The sequence below is a fragment of the Curtobacterium sp. ISL-83 genome (assembly GCF_018613895.1).
In the GTDB taxonomy this organism is placed as follows: Bacteria; Actinomycetota; Actinomycetes; order Actinomycetales; family Microbacteriaceae; genus Curtobacterium.
Genome location: NZ_JAGGPH010000015.1, coordinates 29,611 through 49,725, shown reverse-complemented (window position 1 = coordinate 49,725; position 20,115 = coordinate 29,611). Strand labels below are relative to the sequence as shown.

The 20,115-nt window shown below is 68.9% G+C and carries 23 protein-coding genes; 14 read left to right on the top strand and 9 right to left on the bottom strand.

Annotation, left to right across the window (positions count from 1 at the left end):
• Positions 1–208: 208 nt before the first annotated feature.
• The 5 genes from J7E22_RS14695 to J7E22_RS14675 all read left to right on the top strand — a co-directional run bounded on the left by J7E22_RS14695 (position 209) and on the right by J7E22_RS14675 (position 3,233).
• Complete coding sequence (locus J7E22_RS14695) at positions 209–958, top strand: hypothetical protein (protein WP_214982585.1); 750 nt, start codon at positions 209–211, stop codon at positions 956–958.
• Positions 959–989: 31 nt separating this feature from the next.
• Entirely contained in the window at positions 990–1,229 is a 240-nt protein-coding gene (locus J7E22_RS14690; protein WP_214982584.1) for a PLDc N-terminal domain-containing protein, read from the top strand.
• A complete protein-coding gene (locus J7E22_RS14685; RefSeq protein ID WP_308159267.1) occupies positions 1,229–2,089 on the top strand; it encodes a serine hydrolase domain-containing protein in 861 nt (286 codons plus the stop codon). Before J7E22_RS14690 ends, J7E22_RS14685 begins: the two co-directional genes overlap by 1 nt.
• Before the next feature lie 36 nt (positions 2,090–2,125).
• On the top strand, positions 2,126–2,461 hold the full coding sequence (locus J7E22_RS18435; protein ID WP_374193281.1) for an SdpI family protein: 336 nt from the start codon (positions 2,126–2,128) through the stop codon (positions 2,459–2,461).
• A 136-nt stretch (positions 2,462–2,597) separates the two neighbouring features.
• The gene (locus J7E22_RS14675; RefSeq protein WP_214982581.1) at positions 2,598–3,233 is read left to right on the top strand and encodes a CPBP family intramembrane glutamic endopeptidase; all 636 of its coding nucleotides are present in this window, start codon (positions 2,598–2,600) and stop codon (positions 3,231–3,233) included.
• Between the two features lie 210 nt (positions 3,234–3,443).
• Here the strand turns inward: J7E22_RS14675 and J7E22_RS14670 are convergent, their stop codons facing one another.
• On the bottom strand, positions 3,444–4,493 hold the full coding sequence (locus J7E22_RS14670) for a methionine synthase (RefSeq protein ID WP_214982580.1): 1,050 nt from the start codon (positions 4,491–4,493) through the stop codon (positions 3,444–3,446).
• A gap of 31 nt (positions 4,494–4,524) precedes the next feature.
• Entirely contained in the window at positions 4,525–5,508 is a 984-nt protein-coding gene (locus J7E22_RS14665; protein ID WP_214982579.1) for a putative oxygenase MesX, read from the bottom strand.
• A gap of 119 nt (positions 5,509–5,627) precedes the next feature.
• On the opposite strand from J7E22_RS14665, the gene J7E22_RS14660 reads away from it, so the two are divergent.
• Both J7E22_RS14660 and J7E22_RS14655 read left to right on the top strand, forming a co-directional pair.
• Positions 5,628–6,569 (top strand): LysR family transcriptional regulator, encoded by a 942-nt coding sequence (locus tag J7E22_RS14660; RefSeq protein WP_214982578.1) that lies wholly within the window; start codon positions 5,628–5,630, stop codon positions 6,567–6,569.
• Positions 6,566–7,186: a hypothetical protein gene (locus tag J7E22_RS14655; protein ID WP_214982577.1), complete on the top strand. Its 621-nt coding sequence runs from the start codon at positions 6,566–6,568 to the stop codon at positions 7,184–7,186. The genes J7E22_RS14660 and J7E22_RS14655 overlap by 4 nt, the downstream gene beginning before the upstream one ends.
• Before the next feature lie 41 nt (positions 7,187–7,227).
• Here the strand turns inward: J7E22_RS14655 and J7E22_RS14650 are convergent, their stop codons facing one another.
• Positions 7,228–7,986, bottom strand: a complete 759-nt coding sequence (locus J7E22_RS14650) for an SDR family NAD(P)-dependent oxidoreductase (RefSeq protein ID WP_214982576.1) — start codon at positions 7,984–7,986, stop codon at positions 7,228–7,230.
• A gap of 83 nt (positions 7,987–8,069) precedes the next feature.
• On the opposite strand from J7E22_RS14650, the gene J7E22_RS14645 reads away from it, so the two are divergent.
• A complete protein-coding gene (locus J7E22_RS14645; protein WP_214982575.1) occupies positions 8,070–8,666 on the top strand; it encodes a TetR family transcriptional regulator in 597 nt (198 codons plus the stop codon).
• Positions 8,667–8,767: 101 nt separating this feature from the next.
• On the top strand, positions 8,768–9,346 hold the full coding sequence (locus J7E22_RS14640) for a hypothetical protein (protein WP_214982574.1): 579 nt from the start codon (positions 8,768–8,770) through the stop codon (positions 9,344–9,346).
• A gap of 189 nt (positions 9,347–9,535) precedes the next feature.
• Here J7E22_RS14640 and J7E22_RS14635 read toward each other — a convergent pair whose 3' ends face one another.
• The 3 genes from J7E22_RS14635 to J7E22_RS14625 all read right to left on the bottom strand — a co-directional run bounded on the left by J7E22_RS14635 (position 9,536) and on the right by J7E22_RS14625 (position 11,881).
• Positions 9,536–9,760 carry a cold-shock protein gene (locus tag J7E22_RS14635; protein WP_214982573.1) on the bottom strand — a complete coding sequence of 75 codons (225 nt, stop codon included), beginning with the start codon at positions 9,758–9,760 and terminating at the stop codon, positions 9,536–9,538.
• 158 nt (positions 9,761–9,918) lie between these two features.
• Positions 9,919–10,872, bottom strand: coding sequence for a DMT family transporter (locus J7E22_RS14630; protein ID WP_214982572.1), 954 nt, complete (start codon positions 10,870–10,872; stop codon positions 9,919–9,921).
• Positions 10,873–10,894: 22 nt separating this feature from the next.
• Positions 10,895–11,881 carry an aldo/keto reductase gene (locus J7E22_RS14625; protein WP_214982571.1) on the bottom strand — a complete coding sequence of 329 codons (987 nt, stop codon included), beginning with the start codon at positions 11,879–11,881 and terminating at the stop codon, positions 10,895–10,897.
• A gap of 123 nt (positions 11,882–12,004) precedes the next feature.
• Between J7E22_RS14625 and J7E22_RS14620 the strand changes: the two genes are divergently transcribed.
• On the top strand, positions 12,005–13,567 hold the full coding sequence (locus J7E22_RS14620; protein ID WP_214982570.1) for an MFS transporter: 1,563 nt from the start codon (positions 12,005–12,007) through the stop codon (positions 13,565–13,567).
• Between the two features lie 84 nt (positions 13,568–13,651).
• On the opposite strand, the gene J7E22_RS14615 is transcribed toward J7E22_RS14620, so the two are convergent.
• Positions 13,652–13,945, bottom strand: coding sequence for a hypothetical protein (locus tag J7E22_RS14615; protein ID WP_214982569.1), 294 nt, complete (start codon positions 13,943–13,945; stop codon positions 13,652–13,654).
• A 262-nt stretch (positions 13,946–14,207) separates the two neighbouring features.
• Between J7E22_RS14615 and J7E22_RS14610 the strand changes: the two genes are divergently transcribed.
• From J7E22_RS14610 to J7E22_RS14600, 3 genes are all read left to right on the top strand, one after another.
• Positions 14,208–14,750, top strand: coding sequence for a hypothetical protein (locus J7E22_RS14610; protein ID WP_214982568.1), 543 nt, complete (start codon positions 14,208–14,210; stop codon positions 14,748–14,750).
• A gap of 195 nt (positions 14,751–14,945) precedes the next feature.
• Positions 14,946–15,947 (top strand): TerC/Alx family metal homeostasis membrane protein, encoded by a 1,002-nt coding sequence (locus J7E22_RS14605; protein ID WP_214982567.1) that lies wholly within the window; start codon positions 14,946–14,948, stop codon positions 15,945–15,947.
• 99 nt (positions 15,948–16,046) lie between these two features.
• The gene (locus J7E22_RS14600) at positions 16,047–16,619 is read left to right on the top strand and encodes a TetR family transcriptional regulator (RefSeq protein WP_214982566.1); all 573 of its coding nucleotides are present in this window, start codon (positions 16,047–16,049) and stop codon (positions 16,617–16,619) included.
• A gap of 55 nt (positions 16,620–16,674) precedes the next feature.
• Here J7E22_RS14600 and J7E22_RS18310 read toward each other — a convergent pair whose 3' ends face one another.
• On the bottom strand, positions 16,675–18,252 hold the full coding sequence (locus tag J7E22_RS18310) for a phospholipase D-like domain-containing protein (RefSeq protein ID WP_214982565.1): 1,578 nt from the start codon (positions 18,250–18,252) through the stop codon (positions 16,675–16,677).
• Positions 18,253–18,450: 198 nt separating this feature from the next.
• Between J7E22_RS18310 and J7E22_RS14590 the strand changes: the two genes are divergently transcribed.
• A complete protein-coding gene (locus J7E22_RS14590; protein WP_214982564.1) occupies positions 18,451–18,906 on the top strand; it encodes a hypothetical protein in 456 nt (151 codons plus the stop codon).
• A 95-nt stretch (positions 18,907–19,001) separates the two neighbouring features.
• Here J7E22_RS14590 and J7E22_RS14585 read toward each other — a convergent pair whose 3' ends face one another.
• Positions 19,002–20,039, bottom strand: coding sequence for a LacI family DNA-binding transcriptional regulator (locus tag J7E22_RS14585; RefSeq protein ID WP_214982563.1), 1,038 nt, complete (start codon positions 20,037–20,039; stop codon positions 19,002–19,004).
• Positions 20,040–20,115: the final 76 nt, after the last annotated feature.

Sequence of the window (20,115 nt, the reverse complement as noted above, 5' to 3'; positions counted from 1 at the left end):
CAACTTCTCGCGCTGAAGCATGTCGAGCATTGTCATCCCTCGGGCGATGCCCGGCGCACGGCCGCACGCTCTCTCGCCGAGCCTGGGCGACACGCGCGGCCCGCGTCTAATGTTGCGTATCTGATGTATCGACGAGTTGACTGCTCACTGTCAGCACGCTGCCGACCACGAGACCCGGCGTTGGGGCCGGAGAGTGAGGGGAAGGTTCATGAAGCAGCCGACCTACGGACGGATTGTCTCGATCGGCGCAGTGTGCGCCGTCGTTGCCACCTCCATGATTGGTACCGCACCAGCCAGCGCCGCGGCCGCCCCGCCCGCCGCCAGCAACGTTGCCGCTCCGCGAACGCCGTCCGCAGTGTTGTCGGCCATCCGAGCCGACCTCGTTGCTTCCGGAGCCTCGTCGGACGTCGCGGCCTTCGACCACCTCAGCGGTGAACAACGGCACGAGCTCGCCTCGTACTTCTTGGATCCGGCTGTTGCGTCTGCCGCAACTGCCGCCTCCGACGAGAGGGTGCTTGGCCCCGAGACCGTTCGCACGAGCGGGGACTTCGAGTGGGGAGAGGTGGAGCCGTCGGGGGCCGTGCAAAACGAAGATGGCCTCGGGATCGGGACGAGGGCGGCATCGCGGTCGTCCTGGGGTACGCAGTGGTTCGCCTTCGCTGGAATCAGGCTCACCGAGACGAAGGTCTCGATGTCGTACGAGTACAGCGGCACTACCGCGAGGAAGATGCTCGGTTACTCGTGCACGGTGGTCAGGAACGTCCAGCCGTTCACTCAGGTGACGACCTCCAAGAGCAGCGGCTACATCAGCGGAGGACAGGCCACCGCGAAGTGCAAGGTCGTCGTGAAGCGTGGCGTGCCTACCCAATGGGGAACGGTCGCGTGGAGCACGTACTCCGCGGTCCAGCGGCTCAGCGCCAAGGGAAACGGCGCGATCACGTACAACCGCTGGGAGTGAACGAGATGATGCCCGGGCGGAGAAGTACACGATGAATCCACTCGTTCCGACAGCGCTCGACGGAGTGCTGATGACCGTGTCCGTTGTTGCGCTGTTGGTCGCACTCGCAGCGTTCTTGTCGCTGATCCAATCCAGTTCGACTTCTGGCCGCCGTCTGCTCGCATGGACGGTCGTCGTCCTCTTCATCCCCATCATGGGGCCGGCAACGTGGTTCGCAGCACGGCAGCGCGAACGATCGATCGAGCCCAACGATGACGGCTTCGGCTCGTAGTGGACGGAGCCGTCGTGCGAGATGCACGGACGACATCTGGACATTGGCGAGCCAGCCTTCGCGCAGGCGACGGCTGGCGAACCGTCCGTGAGCCTCGCGGGCCGTACGCTACCTCTTCGATACTCGAGTGGGGGAGCATCACGAAGGGAGTCGTGGGCACGACGGCTTGTCTCACCCTCGAGGTCGAGCGGCCGGTCGTGCACTACCTCCCCGGTGTGCCCGACGACGAGATGACCGTCGCGGACCTGGTCCACCACACTTCCGGGCTGCCGCGACTTCTGCCCACGATGCGTGACGGCCTGTTCGGCGACCCGTACCGAAGGGCCGTCGGTGTTCCTCTCGAGCTGGCAGCCGCGATACCGGTCACGGCCCGCGGCCGGTTCGTCTACTCGAACCTCGGGTACGCGCTCCTCGGCGCTGTGCTCGACGAGGTGCGAGGCGATTGGTTCGACGCCGTGCGTCAACAGGTCCTCGAGCCGGCGGGCATCACCTCTGCGGCGCTCGTGCCTGCGCGAGAAGAGCGCGTGGTGCCGAAGCTCTTCGGTCGTGCGATCAGGCCGTGGGCGCTCGGGGAGTCGTCGTTCGCGGCGGCAGGCGGCGTCTGGTCCACGTTCGACGATCTGTGTCGATACGCCGACTGGGCGCTCGAGCCTGGAGCCGAACCCGTTCGCACCGTGAGCTGGCAGCGCGAGGGGGCATCGACCTGGATCAACGGAGAGGTCCGAGCGGCGGGGGCGGTCATCGCCAACGCGGCCGGAGTCACTGCCGCGGTCCACACACTCGCAAAGGCTCCACGCGTGGCCGACGCGATCGCGGTGGCGCTTATCCAACAGGAAGTGCGGGGGTCGTGCGACCGATGAACTTTCGGCCCGGCCGATCTGAGAAAGGGAAAGAGAATGATCTTCGTCGAGATGGTTGCCGCCGTGTTGACCGCGGTCTCCGTTGTCTTGCCGGCACGCGGTGTCGTCGGTCGGAATTCATTCGTCGGTGTCCGCACGAGAGCGACCATGCGAGACGCGGCAGCGTGGCGCCGAGGACACCAAGCTGCCGTCCTACCGGCCAGTGTTGCTGCCGGCGCCGTAGTGGTTCTCGGCACGGTCGCCGCCGCGACGGGCCGAACGAACAGCGTGTCCGCGGTGGTCCTCTGCGCTGCGGTCCTGCTGGCCGGAGGTCTGTGGAGCGTGGCAGCCGCGCACGGAGCAGTCCGGAAGGCGCCTCATGCTTCGCGTTGACGGTGTGACGGTCCGCTGGAGGCCAGTCCTGACCTTCACGGTTCTGGCCTGCGCTTTCGGCTGGCTCGCCTGTCTCCCTCTGCGGATCGATCCGGCAGGCTTGGCGTCCGCACATGCGTTGTGGGTTCTGCCAACGATGATGCTCACACCCTGCGGAGCAGCGGCGATCGTCGTGCTGCTGCAGCAACGTGTTCCCGTGCGTCAGGCTCTCGGGCAGCTCGGCGTCGTCCCTCTGCGACCCGTCGGAAAGCTGGTGCGCTTCTCGCTCGGCGCGATCGTTCTGCTACCACTCGTCGTCGTTGCCGGCATCGCAGTCGCCGCGCTCCTGCGTCTCGTCCGCCTCGACCTCGACACGTTCAGCGGGTACGCCGCGATGCTCCCCGAAGAAGCGCGGGACATCGCGCCGACCGGTGTGCTCGTCCTCGTGCAGGTCGCGTCGATCCCCATCGCCGCAGTGCTGAACGGGCTACTCGCGTTCGGTGAGGAAGTCGGGTGGCGGGGTTTTCTCCTCCCGGCGCTCCGGCCTCTCGGCGACTGGCCGGCAGTGCTGATCACCGGCGTCGTGTGGGGCGTCTGGCACAGCCCGATCATCTTGCTGGGCTACAACTTCGATCGTCCAGATGTGTTCGGTGTCTTCTTGATGATCGTCGGAGCGACGGCCTTCGGGACGATCCTCGGCTGGCTCCGGATCTGGAACGGCTCAGTGTGGCCCGCCGTTCTCGGGCACGGGTGGTCTCGTGCTGCTGTTCTCGTCCGCCGAGTCCCCGCCTGACCTCGCGCTCGCGGGCCCGCTCGGCGTCGGGACCTGGATCGTCGCAGCGCTGTTCGCAACGATCGTCATCGCGAGCACAGGTCGAATCCGGGTTCGTGCTCGAGGAGAGGGGTGACACCAGTACCAACGCGACCTGTCGGTCGGACGGCAGCCGTGCCTCCAGGCAGGATCGAGAGCCGAGCACACCGCCGACGCAATGAGCTGGGGTGACTAGCGTCCTGACGGGGCGGCCGCGCCGACGAGCTCTGCTCGGACGATGTCCGCGCCAGCGGAGAGAGCGCCGAGCTTCGAGAGCGCCGCACCCCGCGCGAGCGGCGCCATCCCGCAGTTGGAGCTCGGGATGAGCTTGTCGGCGTCGACGAACTCGAGCGCACGACGGAGCACCTCCGCGACCTCCTCCGGCGTCTCCACGGTCTCGGTCGCGACGTCGATCGCCCCGAGCATGACCTTCTTCCCGCGGATGAGTTCGACGAGCTCGAGCGGGACCTTGGAGTGGATGCTCTCCAACGAGATGATGTCGATCGACGACTGCTGCAGCAGCGGGAACGACTGCTCGTACTGCCGCCACTCCGGCCCGAGGGTCGCCTTCCAGTTGTTGTTGGCCTCGATCCCGTAGCCGTAACAGATGTGCACGACGGTCTCGGCGCGCAGACCCTCGGCGGCGCGTTCGAGTGCGGCGACGCCCCAGTCCTGTACCTCGTCGTGGAACACGGTGAACGCGGGCTCGTCGAACTGGATGATGTCGACGCCGGCCGCTTCGAGCTCCCGGGCTTCCTGGTTGAGGATCGTCGCGAACTCCCACGCCAGCTTCTCGCGGCTCTTGTAGTGCTGGTCCGAGAGCGTGTCGATCATGGTCATCGGGCCGGGGAGCGCCCACTTGATCGGCCGGTCGGTCTGCGCCCTGAGGAACGCAGCGTCCTCGACGAAGACCGGCTGACGACGGCTCACGGCACCGACGACGGTCGGGACGGCCGCGTCGTACCGGTCACGGATCCGGACGGTCTCCTTGCGCTCGAGGTCGACACCGTCGAGGTGCTCGATGAACGTCGTGACGAAGTGCTGGCGGGTCTGCTCGCCGTCGCTGACGATGTCGATGCCGTGGCGCTCCTGCTCGTGGACCGCGGCCCGGAGTGCGTCCTGCTTGCCCTCGGTCAGCGCGGCTCCTTCAAGCAGCCAGGGAGACCAGAGCCGCTCGGGCTCGGCGAGCCAGGACGGTTTCGGCAGGCTGCCGACGATCGAGGTGGGCAGGAGAGTGCTCATGCGGATGTGGTCCTGTCGGGTGGGATGGAGGTCAACGGGTCGGGACGGCGGCGTCGGTGGCCCACCGCTCGAGGAGTGCTCGGTGCGGCTTCACGAGGTGCTCCTCGGTGTACCGGCCCTGGGTGATCGCGAGGCGGCTGCGCTCCTCCCGGTCGTACGAGACGTCGGGCGTCGTGTAGTCCGTGTGCTGGAGGCTCGGACGGTACGTGCTCGGAGCGGCCGTGTTCGCGTTGTAGATCTCCGGGCGGTAGATCTTCTGGAACGTCTCCATGGTGCTGATCGTGCCGATGAGCTGGAGGTCCGAGTAGTCGTTCAGGAGATCGCCGCGCGTGTAGAACGCGAGTGGCGCCTTCCCGCCCCGGGGCATGAAGTAGCGGACCTGCATGCCCATCCGGCCGAAGTAGTCGTCGGTCAGCGAGGAGTGCTCGTGCTGGTACTCGGCACCGAGGACCGAGTGGACGGTCCCCGCCTGCTGGTACGTCTGGCTCGTGGAGACGCTGATGCAGACGACGGGCTCGGCATCGAACTGCGAGCGGAAGGCATCCGACTCCAGGAAGCGCTGGAAGAGCTGGCCGTGGAGCTGGCCGAAGTCGTCGGGGATCCCCGAGTCCTCCTTGACGGACGGCAGCAGGACGGCGAAGTCGTAGTCACGCAGGTACGAGGAGAAGTTGTTGCCCAGGATCCCCTGGTGGCGTTCCCCGGTGTGCTGATCGAGGATCGTGACGTCGAGCATCTCGAGCAGCGGGAACGCACCGACCGTGCCTTCGTCGACGAAGTGCGCCGTGACCGAGACGATGTCGAGCTCGACGCGGTACCGGTCGCCGTCCGGGTTGCCGGCGGATGCGAGCTCGTTGCACCGACGGTCGATCATCGCGAGCGCGCTGCGGAGGTTCTGCTGGCGGTGCTCGCCGCGCGCGAGGTTGGCGAAGTTCGTGGTCAGCCGGGAGCTGTCCGACGGGGAGTAGTCCTCGTCGAACCGGGTCCTGGTGATGCTGAAGGTGAGATCGTTCGCCATGGTCGGCAGTCCGTACGTCGAGCGCCCGGAGGCACTGTGGAAGGTGTCCCTCGATCATGACGTGACAACGGGGTCATCGGGTAATCCGGAATCACTATGCGCAGGTATAGCCTCACGCTATGGCCCGAGTCTCGAACGACATCACGCTGCAGCAGCTCCGGTACTTCATCGAGGTCGCGTCAGAGGGCTCCATCAGCGCAGCGGCCGATCTGCTCTACGTCGCGCAACCCACCCTGTCCGCGGCGATGAAGGACCTGGAGGCGCGGATCGGTCGGCCGCTCTTCACCCGATCGGCACGGGGGGTCGTGCTCACCGTCGACGGCGTCGAGTTCCTCGGGTACGCGCGACAGGTCGTCGAGCAGGTCTCCCTCCTCGAGCAGCGCTACGTCGGGGGGCAGCCGTCCCGCCGACTGCTCGGGGTGTCCGCGCAGCACTACTCGTTCGCGGTGGAGGCCTTCGTCCGGATGGTGGAAGGAGCGGCGGCGGACGAGTACGAGTTCTCGCTCCGTGAGACGCGCACCTGGGACATCATCGAGGACGTCCGGACGCTGCGGAGCGAGGTGGGCATCCTGTACCGCAACGACTTCAACCGGCAGGTCCTCGGGAAGTTGCTGCGGGATGCCGGGGTCGTGTTCACGCCGCTGTTCGTCGCCCAACCGCACATCTTCGTGGCCCGGCGGAGCCCGCTCGCGTCACGGGAACGTGCGACCCTCGCCGACCTCGAAGACCTCCCTCGGCTCACTTTCGACCAGGGCGCGAACAACTCCTTCTACTTGGCCGAGGAGATCCTGTCGACGATGTCCAGCAAGCGGGAGATCCGCGTCTCGGACCGGGCGACGATCTTCAACCTCATGATCGGCCTCGGCGGCTACACGATCTCGACGGGTCTCATCAGCGACGACCTCGATCCCGAGATCGTCGCGATCCCCCTCGACGTCGACGAGCGCATCGAGATCGGCTGGATCGCGCACGCCTCGGTGCCCCTCACCGTGCAGGCGCAGACGTACCTGGACGAGCTGCGGGCGGTGGTCACCAGCTACGGTGTCGAGCCGCTCGGGTGAGCAAGCAGACGATCTGGCAGGGTCGACGTGTGCGGCCATCGACGATCCTCCTCACCACGCTCACTGTCGTCTTCGCTGCGGCGACGATCGTCCTCGCGGTGTTGGTCGGCCCGGGGAATCCCGACGGCCTCGTCCAGGTGCTGCGCCTGGGAGGCATCGTCACCATCGGCTTCGGCGCGGGGCTCGCCATCAGCGTGGTCAACCACAGACGCCGAGACCGGTTGCAGCGGGAGACCGAGGCGAACCCGGGTGCCGTGTTCGTGGAGGCCCACGCTACGGACTCGACACTTGCCGAACTCGAGGCCTGGAGCCCCGGCCTCGGACCCCGGTTCCCCTGCGATCTCGGTTTCGACCGGAACGGTCTCCGGACCTGGTCACGCCGTGGTGAGCGGGAAGGGGTGTTGATCGCCACCCGTCCGGAGATCACCGGGTTCGAGGTCTTCGACGAGCAGATTCCCCTCGGCAGCACCCTTCGTTGGGGGATCGCCGTCCGGTTGGCGCCGAGGGCCGCCGGACCCGGATTCGTGCGTCTCTGGATGATCGACGGCCAACCGAACCACGACGAGTACGCGATGCGCCGGACGATCCCGAGAATCGAGTCCGCGCTCGGCACCTGAGTGCTCGAAGCCGGGAGGCGCGTGGCGGGGAGGCGCGGAGGTCACCAGGGAACGCGGGTTCCGTCCCACGACCAGAGGGCGCCGGTCGGGCCGTCATCCGGGAGGAACGCCAGACGGAGGCCGCCGGTGGCGGCTTCGGTCGGGTCACCGCCGACGGACATTCCGGGGACCAGGTTCGTGCGGCGCAGACCAGGCGCGAGGGCGTTCACCTTGAACCCGTCCTCCAGTGCTTGCGCCGTGAGCATCGTCACGGCGTTGACCGCGGTCTTCGAACTCCGGTACGCCAGTCCGCCACCCTTCGGCCGTTCCCAGTCGAACTGCGGGTTCGGGCCGCTGTTCCACGTGAGAGACCCGGTTCCGCTGGAGACGTTGACGATGCGCGGATGCGCAGACCGTCGGAGTGCCGGCAGGAAGGCCTGCGTCACACCGATGAGGCCGAAGACGTTGGTTTCGTAGGCGTTGCGCAACTGCTCCAGCGAGGTCCCGGTGATGTCCTCGCCGCCGGGGTTCACGCCGGCGTTGTTGATGAGGATGTCCAGGGCGCCGACCTGCTCCGCTGCCTCCGTGACTGACATCGGGTCGGAGACGTCGATCCGGACGAACTGCACGTCTGCGCCGAGCTGTGCGGCTGCCGCTCGGCCGCGCTCGACGTCGCGCGCGGCGACCCACACGACCAGGCCGTGGTCGCGGAGTTGTCGGGCGGTCTCGAGTCCGATGCCGCTGCTCGCTCCGGTGACCAGGGCGATCGTCCCTGGTTCCGGTGGTCGAAGCTCAGCGGGAAGGTGCGTGATCTCGGTCATGTCAATCTCCAACTCCAACGATGTGGTTGCAGTGTAGGACGCCCCGGTCCGAACTCCAACCGCTGAGTTGGTACAGTTCCCGCATGGCCTGGGATGTCGAAGGGACGCAGCGTCGCCTGCGCGACGCCGCGCTGGTGGAGTTCGCTGCTCACGGGTTCGAAGGCACGACCGTCGCCGCCATCGCTGCGCGGTCCGGGGTCAACAAAGAGCGGCTGTACAGCTACTTCGGCGACAAGCAGGCGCTCTGGGACCTCGTGCTCACCACCGAGCTCGAACGTCTCGCCACCGCCGTGGAGCTGTCCGGCGCGGGGTTGCAGGACATCGGGGAGTTCGCCGGTGCCACGTACGACTACCACGCAGCCCATCCCGAGATCGCCCGCCTGCTGCAGTGGGAAGGCTTGCAGCCCGGTCCGCCCGCCCGTGCCGAGGTCCGGACGAAGCACTACCAGGAGAAGGTCGCCCGCTTCGCCGAAGCCCAACGGGAAGGCCTCATCGACCCGGACGTCAGCCCCGCACACCTGGTGTTCTCGCTCATCGCACTGGCCGCGTGGTGGCAGACCGTGCCGCAGCTCGCGGAGATGATCACCGGGGCGGGACCCGGCGACGAGCAGGAACGAGCCGCTCGTCGGCGGTTCGTGGTCGAGGCTGCGAAGCGAATCGCGTCACCCGCGCGTTCGTGACGAGCGGGGAGCCCGCCCAGGGATCGGTGCACCACGCCCGATGAATGCGGCGGTCGAGGCTGAGGGAAATGGCCCGTCCAGGATCACCCCACAATGGTGAGGTGCGTTTCGACACCGTGCTCACCCAGGCTGAGCGCTCCGTGCTGCCGACCGAGGTCGCTGCGCTCCGGCTCCCACGGCGCCGACTGGCGCGCGGCGTCAGTGTCAGTCGCGATGGACGCGGGCGCCCATGGCAGTTCCAAGCGGTCGTCGACGATCGCGATGAGAGTTGGACGTTCGACCGGCAAGGGGACACACATCGCGACCGTTATGCGGACGGTGTGCTCCACTCCGTTGACGGGCCGGGGGAGGTCAGCTTCCCTCGCAGCGGCGCGGTAGCCCCTGCCGTTCGGATGCTGACTCCGGAGATGCTCCTCCTGTGGGGACCGCCCGCAAGCTATTCACCGGTGCTCGTTCAGCGCATCAAAGGCCACTGGCTGCTCTTCACGTTCGAGCACGAGCACGACCCCGCGCACCGCAGGACGCTGGTCATCGACGAGCGCGACGGCATCGCACATCGGTCGTACGAAGCGGATCGGATCACGATGATCACGAGCGTGCGCGTCCTGGACGATGACGAGCCGATCCCTCCGCGCCCGCGATTCCCTCGACTGCAGGAGTGGCCCAGCGTCGAGTACTGAGGGCCGGCCTCCGGATCGCGGGTTGGTCGCCGTCCCGGACTTCAGTTCGGGCTACAGCGGGGGCCGCCCTGCCGCCGCTCGCGCACGAATGCGACTGCTGCGAGAACGAGCCCTGCCACTCGCAGATCGTCGGCCCCATGGAACGGAGCCCGTGCGTGGTTGCTCATCTGACCGTCGGGGTGGTGCGAGTCACATCGGCGTGATGTTGTGCGCGCGGTAGAAGTAACCGTCCTGCCCGGACGGGAACGGCTCGACGTCGAACTGCACGCGGTCCCCTGCGAGCAAGGCATGGAAGCCGGTCACGTTCAACTCGGAGAAGTGGGCGAACACTTCCGAGTCGACTCCGTCGGAACGAAGCACGCCCCACCCGTCGTCATCACTCCAACGAACGCACACGCCCTGGACTCTCTGCATGATCGCAAGGTACAGGCAACGCGGCGCGTGACGAGCCGTCTGCTGCGCTGCTTTCCGGTTGCCGCCCAGTGAGTCCTCGAGCGGAGCACCAGGTACCGGCCGGGCAGTACGAAGCCTCGGTTGAGCAGCATGAGATCACCGCGCGGCCGTCGCCGAGGTCACGCTCCCGGCGCAGGACGCCTCCGCGGCGGCACCGGTGGAGGTTGCAGACGAGACAACCGGACGACGCCGAGGACGGCGAGGACGCCTGCGATCACGAAGCCCGCGTCCGCCCACCACGGTGTCGACGCAGCTTCACCGAGGACCGCGATGCCGATCGTGACGCCGACGAGCGGGTCGATGACCGTCAGGCCCGCGACGACGACCTCTGGGGATCCGGTGCTGTACGCCGTCTGCACGAAGTAGGAACCCAGGAGCGCAGCCACGATGAGTCCCGCGAAGCAGACGAGCGTGAGCCACTCGCCCGGGCTGAACCGCATCCCGGACTGGACGATCGTCTCGACCCGCGTGATCAAGACCTTCGCCAGGGTCGCGACGAACCCGAACAGCACGCCTGCGGCCACGACGGTGAACAGGCGGGGAACGTGCTTGCCCCGCCGGAGCAGGAGCACGACGCCCAGGGCCGCGAGGACGACCCCGAGGATGACGACCACGATGAGCAGCTGCGTCGTGGTGATCGGCCGAGAGGTCGTCGTCATCGCGGCGATGGTGACGAACAGCCCGACGCCGCCGACGCACAGCGCGATCGCCCGGATCGCCGGCGCCTTCAGCCGCTGCTTCGTCATCCGTGCGGTCACGAGCGCGGTGATCACCAGCGCCACCGCACCGAGTGGCTGCACGACCGTGAGGGGTGCCAGGGACAGGCTGACGAGCTGCAGGACGATCGCGAGCCCGAGCATCACGGTCCCGAGCAGCCACGACGGACGCCGGGCCAGCGCCAGCACCTGTCCGAGACCCAGCTTCGGACGCTCCGAACCGGCGCTGGCCACCTTCGCGACGCCGTGCTGCTGGAACTCGGCGCCGATCGCGAGGAACACCGCCCCGACCAGCGCGACCGGGATGCCGAGTTCCTGCAACGGTGTCAGCGACGTCACGGCCGCGCTCATGCTCATGTCCGCTCCCGCGCCCCGGGCGCTACTTGTTGACGGTCGACATGTCGGGGTAGCGATCGCCGGTCACCGCGGCGACACTGTCCAGGGTCGCGAGCTGGTCGGCGCTCAGCTCGAGGTCGTCGGCGGCGACGTTCTCCTCGAGGTACTGCTGCCGCTTGGTCCCGGGGATCGGCACGATGTCGTCGCCCTGCGCCAGCAACCAGGCCAGCGCGACCTGCCCCGGCGCCGCATCGAGCTCGCGCGCCACCGAGTCGACCTGCTCCACGATCCGGATGTTCGCCGCGAGGCTGTCGCCCTGGAAGCGCGGGTTGAACCGCCGGAAGTCGTTCTCGTCCAGCTGGTCTAGGCTGCGGATGCTCCCGGTGAGGAACCCGCGGCCGAGCGGCGAGTACGGCACGAAACCGATGCCGAGTTCGCGGACGACGTCGAGGATGCCCGCTTCGACGTCCCGGGTCCACAGCGAGTACTCCGTCTGCAGCGCGGTGATCGGGTGCGTCGCGTGCGCCCGACGGATGGTCTCGGGCGCGGCCTCGGACAGGCCGAGGTGCCGGACCTTCCCCGCGGTGACGAGCTCGGCCATGGCGCCCACCGTCTCCTCGATCGGGACCAAGGTGTCGACGCGGTGCTGGTAGTACAGGTCGATGTACTCGACGCCGAGCCGTTCCAGGGAGGCGTCGACGCTCGCGTGGACGTACTCGGGGCGTCCGTCGACGGCTCGGGTCTTGCGCTGCTCCGGGTCGGTCACGTTGCCGAACTTCGTCGCGATGACGACACCGTCCCGCTTGCCCTGGAGGGCGCGACCGAGCAGCTTCTCGTTCGTGAACGGTCCGTACATGTCCGCGGTGTCGAAGAGCGTGACGCCGAGGTCGATCGCGCGGTGGATGACGCGGATCGACTCGGCGTCGTTCGTCCCGCTGCCCGTGTAGAACGCGGACATGCCCATGCAACCGAGGCCGATGCGCCCGACGTCGAGGCCGCCGTCGACGCTTCCGAGAGTTGTGTGCTTCATGCTCTCGAACGTATCCCCGGCTGCCTTCGAGTCCCGCGCCGGTGCCGCCGGAGCAGGAGCCCGCGTTGCTGTACCCCCGAAGCTCAAGACCCGGAACGGCCGGGAGCCTAACGTGAAGTCGCCATGACAGCCGAACACCGCAAACCCGTCGAGCCCGACGCGGCTCCCACCGTCACGCACCACGCCGCCCACCACGCAGCGACGGAGGCGCCGCCGACCTCGCCGTCGTCCCCGCCCCGGACCGCCCAGCGCGACGAGGACTACCAGCCCGACCCGAACCGCTGGAAGGCCCTCGTCATCTGTCTGCTCGGCGGTGGCATCGTGCTGCTCGACGTGTCGATCGTCAACGTCGCGCTGCAGTCGATCTCGAAGGGACTGCCCGGCGCCTCGCCGGAGGCGGTCCAGTGGATCCTCTCCGGGTACGCGCTGTCCTTCGGTCTGTTGCTGGTCCCCGGCGGGCGGCTCGGGGACGTCACCGGTCGGCGCCGGATGTTCATCGTCGGGGTCGCGCTGTTCACGGTCGCCAGTGCCCTGTGCGGCTTCGCCCCGAACGGCCTGGTGCTGGTGATCGCCCGCCTGGTGCAGGGTCTTGCCGGCGGTCTGCTCACCCCGCAGGTGACGGCACTCATCCAGCAGCTGTTCCGCGGGAAGGAGCGCGGCAAGGCGTTCGGCCTCTTCGGGGCCACCGTCGGCATCGCCACCGCCCTCGGCCCGCTGATCGGCGGCCTGCTGATCACGGCCTTCGGCACTGAGAACGGATGGCGGTTCGTGTTCTTCGTGAACCTGCCTGTCGGACTCGTCACGATCCTCCTGGCCTTCCGCTACCTGCCCGCCGCAGCACCCGGCGTGAAGGGGCGGAAGCACGACTTCGACCCCGTCGGCATCGTGCTGCTCGGTGCTGCCGTGGTCGTCCTGCTGCTGCCCTTCGTGCAGTCCCAGCAGTGGAAGGGCAACACGAAGTACTGGCTGCTCGTCGTCGCCGTCGTGTTGGCCGTCCTGTTCGTGCTGTGGGAGCGGCGGTACGCGCGGTCGAAGGAACCCGTGATCGACCTGGCGCTGTTCCGGCGGCGCTCGTTCTCGCTCGGTGTCGGGCTCGCGACGCTGTACTTCGCCGGCTTCACCCCGCTGTTCTTCGTGCTGACGCTCGCGCTGCAGTCGGGTCTGCACTACTCGGCACTGCTCGCGGGGGCATCCTCGGTGTCGTTCGCGATCGGGTCAGGCGTCGCGTCGACCCTCGGCGGCCGGATCGTCAGCAAGTTCGGCCGGCAGCTCATCGTCGTGGGGACGATCCTGGTGCTCCTCGGGCTCGGTGCGGTGATCTGGGTCGTGGCGAACCACTACAAGGCGGACCTCGGCTGGTGGCTGGTCGTGCCGCTGCTGGTGGCGGGCATCGGGTCTGGGTTGACGATCTCGCCGAACCAGACGCTGACGCTGTCCGAGGTCCCGGTGGAGCAGGGCGGCTCAGCCGGCGGTCTCATCCAGGTCGGGGCGCGTGTGGGGTCCGCGGTCGGGATCGCGGCGGTCGGCAGCGTCTTCTACTCGACGCTGGCCAGCTCGCACGGGGACTTCACGAAGGGCCTGCCGCTCGGGCTCGGGGTGTCGCTCGGGTTCGTCGGTGCGGCGTTGCTCGCGGGGATCGTCGACGTCGTCGTCGGCAAGGTGCGGGGGACCGAAGCAACGGTCTGACCGCGACCGCAGGCGGACGGGAGGCGCAGTGCCAGCTGGCACCGCGCCTCCCGTCCGTCGTGTCGCCCGTTCGGGCACCCGGTGTCAGCGCCGTCCGAGGATCGCGATGGCCTCGCTGATCGTCGTGCCGGGGTGCTCTCGGCGGTAGCGACGGATCTCCTCCGGAGCGGCAACCGGGACGTCCCCGATCGGGGTGTTCCCGAGCGCGCCGTCGCCCGCGAAGGCGTGACACAGAACGGCGATGAAGACGATGCCCGCGGCGACGGGGCCGAGCACGCCGTAGGTCAAGATCGCCACCGTCAGCCCGGCGAGGGTGCTGACCGCGGTGTACGTGAACGATCGCAACGACGTCTCCTTCAGGTGCTGTGTTCGTCGCATGACCGACATGCTGGCACTGCAGTGCCACCAGCGCAACGACACAGGCGGCGCACTGTGCCGCGACCTCCCCGTGTCACATCGCGCGGACCTGGGCCGAGCCGATCCGGCGTCCGCGTAGCGTCCCGCCCACCACGACGAGACCAGGCGAGCGCGATCCGCGCTCTGCACGTCCGTCGCGGGCGGAGCCACCGGCTGCCGCCCGCTCGCATCCGCGCGGAGCACCTCGTCGCCGCGCTCCTGCACCTGACCAGGGAGTCACACCATGTCCGAGAACAACACCGTCATCCGCAGCATGCACGACCTCGGCCTCGCGGCCTGGTTCGGCGGCAACCTCATGGGTGCCGTCGGCCTGAACGCCGCAGCGGCCGGCGCGAAGGACCCCGTCGAGCGGCTCACGCTGTCGTCCGTCGGGTGGGCGAAGTGGGCGCCGGTCCAGCTCGCGGCGCTCGCCGTCCACGGCATCGGCGGGGTCGGCCTCATCGTCGCGAACCGGGGCCGCCTTGGTGTGCAGCAGGGTGCTCGCACGAACACCGCGGTGAAGCTGACGCTCACCGTCGCCGCGCTGGTGGCGTCGTTCTGGTCGGCATCGGTCGGCAAGAAGATGGCCGAGCACGCGAACGAGGGTGCGGAGGGCACGACCGAGCCGAGTGCGAACGCCTCGGCGACGCTCGCGGCCGCGCAGCGCCAGCAGAAGATCCTGCAGTGGACCGTGCCGGCGCTCACCGGTGTGCTGCTCGTGATGGGTGCGCAGCAGGGCGAACAGCAGCGCTCGCAGGCGGGCATCCTCGACAAGGCGCGTCGCTGATCCAGCCGGTCCGATGACGGACGGGAGGCGCGGTGCGGGCCCGCACCGCGCCTCCCGTCCGTCATCTGCGTTACCCGCGACGGCGGCGGCCGGCGGCGTCAGCGCGTTGTGAGGTCTGACAGGATTGACTCGTTCCGCCCGGACGTGCGCACCCGCAGTCGCAGCACGTCGAACCAGCAGTGAGGAAGACCGCGAATGCCCGAACTCCCCGCCGTGTTCGAGGTCGGATCGTTGATCGTGATCGTCGCGATCCTGCTCGCGGACCTGCTGATCGTGGCGCGGCGTCCGCACGTCCCGACGCTCCGGGAATCCGCGATCTGGGTCGGCCTGTACGTCGGACTCGCGCTGGTGTTCGCGGTGGCGATGCTCGTCTTCGCGGGCGGCGAGCCGGCTGGTCAGTTCCTGGCGGGCTGGCTGACGGAGTACAGCCTGAGCATCGACAACCTGTTCGTGTTCGTGATCCTGATGGGCCGGTTCGCGGTCCCGAAGAAGATCCAGCAAGAGGTGCTCATGCTGGGCATCATCATCGCGCTCGTGCTCCGCGGCGTCTTCATCCTGCTCGGGGCGCAGCTGATCGAGGACTTCTCCTGGATCTTCTACATCTTCGGGGCCTGGCTGGTGTGGACGGCGATCCAGCAGCTCCGGGACCACGACGAGGACGACCAGAAGGACAGCGTCATCGTGCGGCTGCTGCGTCGTCGTGTGCGGATCACCGACACGTTCGACGACATGAAGCTCCGCACCACCCAGGACGGCGTGCGGCACTTCACGCCGCTGCTCATCGTGTTGATCGCGATCGGCACCACCGACCTGCTGTTCGCCCTCGACTCCATCCCGGCGATCTTCGGCATCACGCAGAGCGCGTTCATCGTGTTCACCGCGAACGTCTTCGCCCTGATGGGACTGCGGCAGCTCTACTTCCTGCTCGGCGGCCTGCTCGAGCGGCTCGTCTACCTGAAGTACGGGATCGCGTTCATCCTGGCCTTCATCGGCGTCAAGCTGGTGTTCCACGCCCTGCACGCGAACGAGCTCCCGTTCCTGAACGGCGGGGAGCCCGTTGCGTGGGCGCCGGAGATCACGACGGTGACGTCGCTGCTGGTGATCGTCGCGGCGATGGGGGCGGCGACCGCCGCCAGCGTCATCCGGCTGCGACGGGACGCTGCCCGGAATGACGCGGGGGCCCGGACCGCGGATTGACGGGAGGCGCACTGCCAGGTGGCACCGCGCCTCCCGTCTGGCCGTGCGCTGCGGCGCTGCGGCGCCGCGGAGGCCCGACCGAGTCGATACCGTGTCCGCATGGCCAGTTTCACGCCCCCGTCCGACGCCGTGCGTGCACGCCTGCTGTTCGCAGCGCGCGACGAGTTCGCCGCGGTCGGCCTGACGAGTTCGCGGATCGAGCGGATCGCTGCGGCCTCGGCGAGCAACAAGGCGCAGATCTTCCACTTCTTCGGCAGCAAGGAAGGGCTGTTCGACGTCGTCGTCGCGCAGACGGTCGCCGAGACCTTCGACGCGGTCCCGCTCGACACCGATGACCTGCCGGAGTACGCCGGGCGGCTGCACGACTCCTACGCCCGGCGACCGTGGGCACAGCGCCTGGCGACCTGGCACCGACTCGAGCGCGGGAACGACGCACCGATCGAGGCCGTGATCAGCACGAACGCCCGAGCGATCGCGGACATCGAGCGGGCGCAGCGTGCGGGGGTGCTGCCGCGTTCCTACCGTCCGGCGGTGCTGCTCGGGCTCGTCCTGCACCTCGCCTCGCTGTGGAGTGCGACGAGTCCGGAGTTCGAGTCGTTGGTGCAGGCCGTGACGCCGGCGCGGCGCCGTCAGATCGTGGTGGACGCCGTCGGAGCCCTCGTCGGTAGCTGAGCGACGACAGCAGCGGCGTGGCCTCCGGGCTGCTGCCAAGCGCGCCGCGGACCGCTCAGAACCGGGTCGTGCCCCGGAGTCCCCGCGGACGGCCGTCCGGGTCCGCCGCGATCCGCGCGACCTGTCGCGCCCACAGTCGTTGCAGCGCGGAGACCGGCTCGGGCTCGTGGTGTCGCACGCGGCCCGGGGGACGAGCGCCGGGCTCGCCGTCCTCGTGCCAGTGGTCGACGTCGCGTGCCAGGGACCGCCAGAGCGCGAGGAGCTCCTGCCCGGAGCCGTCGAGTCGCGGATCGTCCGTCGTCGTCGCCAGGTGCTCGGCCCAGAGCTGGTGCCGCAGGTCGCGGGCGAGTGAGCCCTCGCCCGGCGACGTGTCCACGACGGCGCAGGTCAACTCGCTGTCGGATGTCCACGACCGCCGGTTGAAGTTGTCCGACCCGATGGTGCTCCACTCGTCGTCGACGATGCAGACCTTCGCGTGGATGTAGATCGGGTGACCGGCCTCGTGCTCGAGGTCGAACACCCCGACGCGTTCCGGCGCGGAGCGGCGCAGCGTCCGCATGGCCTCGATCTGGCCGAGCCGCGCGGGCGGCCCGCCGAGGGGTCCGTCGGAGTTCGGGTACCGGGGCACGATCACGATGACGGCGAGCTCCGGGTTCCGCTCGAGCGCTTCCGCGATGCCCGACGCGACCTCCTTCGACCAGAGGTACTGGTCCTCGATGTAGATCAGCGACCGAGCCCGTGCGAACGCCTTCGCGTAGGCGCGGGCGATGCTCCGTTCGCCGTCGGGCGCGAACGGGAACGGCGGGTGCTTGATCCCGTACGTGCGGAGGAGCTGCACGGCGTGGTCCCCGGCGGGTGGCGGGGGATCGGTCCGCTCCGGCAGTGGTTCCGGGTGCCGCGGCATGTGCGTGAGCCGCTGCAGGAGCATCCGGTACGGCAGGCTGCGGTCGAGCGGGTGCGGGTCGTCCCAGCGCTCGGCGAAGACCGCGACGACGTCCGCGACGACGGGGCCGCGGAGCTCGATGGACGCGTCGTGCCACGCGGGGTGCTCGCCGTAGCGGGAGTCGATCGACACCGGCTGCGGGTCGCCGAGGTGCTCGGCGTCGTCCCGTCGGCTGTGCGACAGGTCGATGCCGCCGACGAAGGCGACGTCCTTCGACGGGTCGCCGTGGTGCTGGATGACGACGAACTTCTGGTGGTGCGACCCGAACACGCGGACCCGCTGGTCGAGCAGGACCTCACCGCCGGCGTCGTTGATCTTGCGGCCGAGCAGCTCGTTCGAACGGGCACTGATCGACGCCGACACGCGTTCGCCGTGCGACCGCCACATCAGGCCGCGCACCTCGACGCCGGTTCGGGCGAGGTCGGCGAGGAGGTCGCCGATCGTCGGGCCGTCGGGCTGCAGGCGTTCGTCGGCGTCGCCGCGCCAGTCGGTGAACCACACCCGGTCGCCTGCCTGGAGCCCGGAGAGCTCCTGCCACAGCCGTTCGAAGTAGGGAGCGCCGTGGACGAGCGGTCGGACCGCGTTGCCCTCGGACCACTCGGTGGCGTCCACGCCTCCGGCGTGGACCTCGGTGGCGGTGTTGCCCCGCTCGTCGCGGGCGAGGAACCAGTCACGCGGATCGGTGGGCACGCTCGAACACTACGGGACGGACGGGAGGCACGGTGCCGGTTGGCGCCGTGCCTCCGGTCTGCGGACCTGCGGCACCGCGTTCTGCGGCGCAGGACGTGGTGAAATGCAGCATTGCAGTCCTCGGCGCGCGGTGGCATCCTGCTGCGACCAGCGACCGTTCTGGTCGGTGATCCGACCCCGGGCCGGGAAGGAGCAAGCGTGCGCGACGATCGTGGCGGAGAAGCGGGCCCGACCGCGGGTGGACGGCTGGCGATCCTGCTCTGGTTGTCGGCCGCGGTCTTCGCTGCGAGCGCGCCACTCGTGCTCGGGGTCATCGCGGCGGACGCGATCCCGGGCCTCGGTGGCGTCGACCCGGCGGTGCCGAAGCCGTTCGTCGCCGTCGCACTCATGGCGGTCGTGGTGGTGGCCGTCGTGTTCGGCGGTGCGCTCGACCGGGCCTTGGAATGCCTGATCGGCCGACGTGGTCGCGTTCGGCAGGCCGCGAAGGAAGGGGCGGCGACGGCTGTGCTGGCGCTGGTGTTGCTTCCGCTCATGGCGGACCTCGCGAGCGCAGTGGTCGCATCGGTCGTCGCGACGGTGCTCTACCGGCTGGCCGAGCCCTGGCTGGACCGGCTCGAACGCTCGCGCCCTGGTGACGGTGCCGGAGGCGGGTGACCGTCCGCGGCGAGTCTCGCCTGGCGGGCGCGAGTCGGGCCTCCAGGGCTGGCGCTCGGCACCGTGCGTCTGACCGGGCGAGCGCTGGTTCGTCCTCAGTGCGGCGATGGTGCCGGACCGGAGGTCCCACGGACGACCACGTGGGACGGCACCTGGTGCACGCGGCTCGGGCCGACGTGTCCGGCGATGCGGTCCAGCAGGAAGGTCGCGGCCTGCGTGCCGATCTCGAACGTGCCGTTCTCGACGGAGCTCAGCGACAACCGCCGGATGCTCGAGAAGTAGGTGTCGTCGTAGCCGATGACCGAGACGTCCTCGGGAGCGGTCAGCCCCGCGTCGTAGGCGGCGGAGAGGGCTCCGATCGCGACGAGGTCGTTGTAGGCCACGATGCCGGTCGGCCGCGGATGCCGTGCGAGGAGGCGCCGTGTCGCGGTGTGCCCGGAGTCCTCCGTCATGCCGGCGGACTCGACGTGCACGAGCGCCGTCAGTCCGGCGGCGTCCATCGCCTGGCGGTACCCGAGCTCGCGCAGCTCGCCCACGTGTTGGGGTCCGCGGAGGTGGCTCACGTGTCGGTGTCCCAGGGCGAGGAGGTGCTCGGTCGCCTGTCGTGCACCGGCGACGTCGTCGTTGACGACGACGTCGGCGCCGATGTCGTCTGGGTCGTAGGTTCCCGCGAGCACGACCGGGGTCGTCCTCAGCGTGGGGGATGACCGTGCGCCTTCGCCGGAAGTGCCGACGACGACGATGCCGTCGACGCGCTGCCGGACGAGGATGTCGATCGAGGAACGGCCCACGCGCTGGTTCGTGGCCGAGTCGACGATCAGCGGGGCGATCCCGGCGGGTTCGAGCGCCGTGCTCAGTCCGTCGAGGAGGTCCACGTACCAGGGGTTGCGGAGGTCGTTGAGCAGGACGCCGATCGCGCCGGTCCCGTTGCCGGCGAGGGCACGGGCCAGGCGGTTCGGCTCGTAACCGAGTTCACGCATCGCGGCTCGCACGGCACGTCGCCGTTCCGGACTCACACCCGGGTCGTCGCGGAGGACGAGCGAGACGAGGGACTTCGAGACTCCTGCCGTCCGGGCGACGTCCCGGATGGTCGGCGCTCGTGGTGGGCGCTCCGTCGCACCCTTCGCCGTCATGTTTCCAGCGTAGGGGTTGCCTTCTCGCGGAGCAGAGCTATTCTGGACCGGTCCAGAGTTGTCAGGACAAAAGCAC